The sequence below is a fragment of the Methylobacterium sp. B1 genome (assembly GCF_000333255.1).
GTDB classification, from domain to species: domain Bacteria; phylum Pseudomonadota; class Alphaproteobacteria; order Rhizobiales; family Beijerinckiaceae; genus Methylobacterium; species Methylobacterium fujisawaense.
In genome coordinates this window covers 1-4,045 of sequence record NZ_BACT01000944.1, presented here as the reverse complement: position 1 = coordinate 4,045, position 4,045 = coordinate 1, and the positions used below count along the sequence as shown (strand labels likewise).

Sequence of the window (4,045 nt, the reverse complement as noted above, 5' to 3'; positions counted from 1 at the left end):
CGGGCTCCGGGGTCCTGGAGACCGAGCAGGGTCGCAAGCCGTTCTCGGCCGGCAGCGTGTTCCACTTCCCGGCCGGGGCGTGGCACGCGGCCGAATTCGAGACCGAGACGGTCTTGATCGAGACGAACCTCGCGGCGCAGGTCTGACATAGGTCCGGCGGGCGTGGCTGGTTCGGCCGGGACTCCTCGGCCGGCTCAGGCTCGGCGCTGAGGAGGAGGACGGATCATTCCGGTCCGGGGCCGAGTTGCCGTTCCAGTTCCTCAGCCGCGGGCACCGTCTCGCGCGCGTACCGGACGGCCTGATCGGCGGTCAGCAAGCGACCGTCCTCGGGAAAGAAGGCGAGCCCCCCGACCGATGTCACGCAGGCCGTGATCGCCATCAGGGCGCCGATGGATTCCGCGATGGTGCCGAACCAGAACGCGTACACGCATGGCCAGGAGCCGGCGAAGTCGGTCTCCGGATAGGTTTCCTTCAATTCCGAGAACGGCACGATCGAGCACTCGAAGCCCGAGGCCCGGCCGCGCCGCACGGCCAGCAGATGCCCCGACGAGGCCGGCGGAATCGTCGTTCCACGAAGCTGCAGATCGAAACCGAGCGCGTCCAGGCCGGCCTGCCAATCCGATACGCCGGCGAGTGGTCTCGGACCCACGGCGTACGCTTCCATACTCATGCGAGCACGACTCCGCGTGTAACGGCGACAGAGATGCGGCTCTTGACGGAGATGCCGCGGAGCAGATGGATCTCGATGACCGGGACGCTGTCGTCGACACCTGCGCCGGCCCGCAGGGCACGGATGCGGCGCGGCGACAGACCCGTTTCGCCGGTCTTGATGTCCCAGATCGCCCGGACCGGCGCTGCGCTTGTCCGGCCATCCCGGAGAAGAACATCCGTGCGTCTGCTGCCGGACAGGCCGTGGCGGACGATGTCGCCGGCGACGAAGCTCTGCTCGACACCGTGCCTGCCGATCCCGGGTAGATCCAGCGCGCGCAGGCGGGCCGCCAGGCTGGCATGGATCTGGAACCCGTAGAGGAACCCCTCTCCCGGCTCGGTGCTCGCGACGACGTCCTTCAGGACATCGAGGATCTCATCGGTCTTCGCGTCGATCCGAGGATCACCCGTTCGGTCCCTGCGAACGACGGAGGGCGACCCGCCCTCTCCGCACCACCGACCATCGCGGCCCCGTGGCTGATCCGGTCTGAATCCAGCTTTGATGTCCAGAAGTTCAAGGGCAACGAAGACTCGGCTCAAGCGAAGCTCCGCGAGGGAATACGCCCAGAGCACATCGGGATCATGATCTCGCATCGCGCCAGAACCCGCCGTCCTTGTTCCTGTTTTATTCCATGATTATTTTCCTTCCATCAAGCGACTTCAGGTTTAATTAGGAAAACATTTCGGCCCCATCCGGCTGAGCAGGCGCCTGGCCTGCGGCAAATTATTCTTGGCGCGCGAGCAAAATGCCTGCGCTTGGCCTGAGCCGTCGGCGCGTGTAGGAATCCCACCTTGAACGCCCGCCCGTGCACGCCGACGAAAGGCCGGGCATCGCCCCTACCAGAACAGAGGCAGACCATGAGCGCCGGTACCGCCGCCGACAAGCACTTCTCCAACAGCTTCTTCGCCGCCCCCCTCACGGAGACCGATCCCGAGATCGCCGAGGCGGTGGCCAAGGAGCTCGGCCGTCAGCAGCACGAGATCGAGCTGATCGCCTCGGAGAACATCGTCTCCCGCGCCGTGCTGGAGGCGCAGGGCTCGGTGCTGACCAACAAGTACGCGGAGGGCTATCCGGGCCGGCGCTACTACGGCGGCTGCCAGTTCGTGGACATCGCCGAGGATCTCGCCATCGAGCGCGCCAAGCGCCTGTTCGATTGCGGCTTCGCCAACGTGCAGCCGAACTCGGGCTCCCAGGCCAACCAGGGCGTGTTCCTGGCCCTGATGCAGCCCGGCGACACCTTCCTGGGCCTCGACCTCGCCGCGGGCGGCCACCTGACGCACGGCGCCCCGCCGAACGTCTCGGGCAAGTGGTTCAAGCCGGTCTCCTACACGGTGCGCCGCGAGGACCAGCGGATCGACATGGAGCAGGTCGCCCAGCTCGCGCAGGAGCATAAGCCGAAGGTGATCATCGCCGGCGGCTCGGGCTACCCGCGCCACTGGGACTTCGCCAAGTTCCGCGAGATCGCCGACTCGGTGGGCGCCTACTTCATGGTCGACATGGCCCATTTCGCGGGCCTCGTTGCGGCCGGCGTCCATCCGTCGCCGTTCCCGCACGCCCATGTCGCCACCACGACGACCCACAAGACGCTCCGCGGCCCGCGCGGCGGCATGATCCTGACCAACGACGAGGCGCTGGCCAAGAAGTTCAACTCGGCGATCTTCCCGGGCATCCAGGGCGGCCCGCTGATGCACGTCATCGCCGGCAAGGCCGTGGCCTTCGGCGAGGCGCTGAAGCCCGAGTTCAAGATCTACGCCCGCCAGGTGGTGGAGAACGCCAAGGCGCTCGCCGACACGCTGATCTCGGGCGGCTACGACATCACCTCGGGCGGCACCGACAACCACCTGATGCTGGTCGACCTGCAGCGGAAGGGCCTCACCGGCAAGGCGGCGGAAGCCGCGCTGTCGCGGGCGCACATCACCTGCAACAAGAACGGCGTGCCCTTCGACACGCAGAAGCCGACCATCACCTCGGGCATCCGGCTCGGCACCCCCGCCGGCACGTCCCGCGGCTTCGGCGTCGCCGAGTTCAAGCAGATCGGCGGCTTCATCGTCGAGGTGCTGGACGGGCTCGCCGCCAAGGGTGAGGCGGGCGACAGCGCGGTCGAGGCCGATGTCAAGACCCGCGTCCATGCCCTCACGGACCGGTTCCCGATCTACGGCTGAGGCGTGAGCGGGGCCGGTCTTTCGGGCCGCCCTTCGGTGGATTAGGAAACGGCCGCGGATCCGACCGGTCCGCGGCCGTTTCCATGCCCGAGTATCTCATCCATGCGGTGTCCCTATTGCGGCGGCTCCGAGACCCAGGTGAAGGACTCGCGGCCCTCCGAGGACGGGGCCGCGATCCGGCGGCGCCGGGTCTGCCCCGACTGCGCCGGCCGCTTCACCACCTTCGAACGGGTGCAGCTGCGCGAGGTCGTGGTGCTCAAGCGCTCGGGCAAGCGCGTGCCCTTCGACCGGGACAAGCTTCAGCGTTCCATCGACGTGGCGCTCCGCAAGCGCGCCGTCGATCCGGAGCGGATCGAGCGGCTGGTCAGCGGCATCACCCGGCAGCTCGAGAGCGCCGGGGAGCCCGAGGTGACCTCCGAGACGATCGGCGAACTGGTGATGGCGGGGCTCAAGGGTCTCGACGACGTCGCCTACGTGCGCTTCGCCTCCGTCTACAAGAACTTCCGCGAGGCGAAGGACTTCGAGGACCTGCTCGGCACGCTGAGCGACGGTAGCCCGGTGCCGGCGGCCGTGCCGGGGCCGGACGCCGAGCTGGAGCCCGAGGCACCGGGGCGGCGCCGCGCCGGCCGCCCATGAGTGACGATACCCACTTCATGCGCCTCGCCCTGGCGCTGGGCCGCCGCGGTCTCGGCACCACGTGGCCGAACCCGTCGGTCGGCGCCGTGGTGGTCGAGCCCGGGACCGGGCGCATCCTCGGGACGGCGGCGACGGCGCCGGGGGGACGCCCGCACGGGGAGCCCGTGGCGCTGGCCGCCGCGGGGGACGCCGCCCGCGGCGCGACCCTCTACGTGACCCTTGAGCCGTGCTCGCATCACGGCCGCACGCCGCCCTGCACCGACGCCATCCTGGCCTCCGGGATCGCCCGGGTGGTCAGTGCCCTGGAGGATCCCGACCCGCGGGTGGCGGGGCGGGGCCACGATCTCCTGAGACAGGGCGGCGTCGCGGTCGAGACCGGGCTGATGCGGGATGCGGCGGCGCGCGACCATGTCGGCCACATCATCCGGGTGACACGCGGCCGCCCGGCCCTGCACCTCAAGCTCGCCCGCACCCGCGACGGCTTCTGCGCCGCCGCCGGTCCGGAGCGCCTGCGCATCACCGGCCCAGTGGCGACGGG

At 69.4% G+C, this 4,045-nt stretch carries 5 protein-coding genes; 3 read left to right on the top strand and 2 right to left on the bottom strand.

Annotated elements, in window-relative coordinates:
* Positions 1–223 precede the first annotated feature (223 nt).
* Both I53_RS26630 and I53_RS26625 read right to left on the bottom strand, forming a co-directional pair.
* A complete protein-coding gene (locus tag I53_RS26630) occupies positions 224–670 on the bottom strand; it encodes a hypothetical protein (RefSeq protein ID WP_043356560.1) in 447 nt (148 codons plus the stop codon).
* Positions 667–1,281, bottom strand: a complete 615-nt coding sequence (locus tag I53_RS26625; protein WP_210161601.1) for a hypothetical protein — start codon at positions 1,279–1,281, stop codon at positions 667–669. Before I53_RS26625 ends, I53_RS26630 begins: the two co-directional genes overlap by 4 nt.
* Positions 1,282–1,566: 285 nt before the next feature.
* Here I53_RS26625 and glyA point away from each other — a divergent pair, with 285 nt between their 5' ends.
* The 3 genes from glyA to ribD form a co-directional block, all read left to right on the top strand.
* Positions 1,567–2,871 (top strand): serine hydroxymethyltransferase, encoded by a 1,305-nt coding sequence (gene glyA, locus I53_RS26620; RefSeq protein ID WP_043356556.1) that lies wholly within the window; start codon positions 1,567–1,569, stop codon positions 2,869–2,871.
* 102 nt (positions 2,872–2,973) lie between these two features.
* On the top strand, positions 2,974–3,507 hold the full coding sequence (nrdR, locus tag I53_RS26615) for a transcriptional regulator NrdR (RefSeq protein WP_043356555.1): 534 nt from the start codon (positions 2,974–2,976) through the stop codon (positions 3,505–3,507).
* Positions 3,504–4,045 (top strand): bifunctional diaminohydroxyphosphoribosylaminopyrimidine deaminase/5-amino-6-(5-phosphoribosylamino)uracil reductase RibD (ribD, locus tag I53_RS26610; protein WP_043356564.1); only part of this gene is annotated, 542 nt, incomplete at its 3' end. The genes nrdR and ribD, both read left to right, overlap by 4 nt.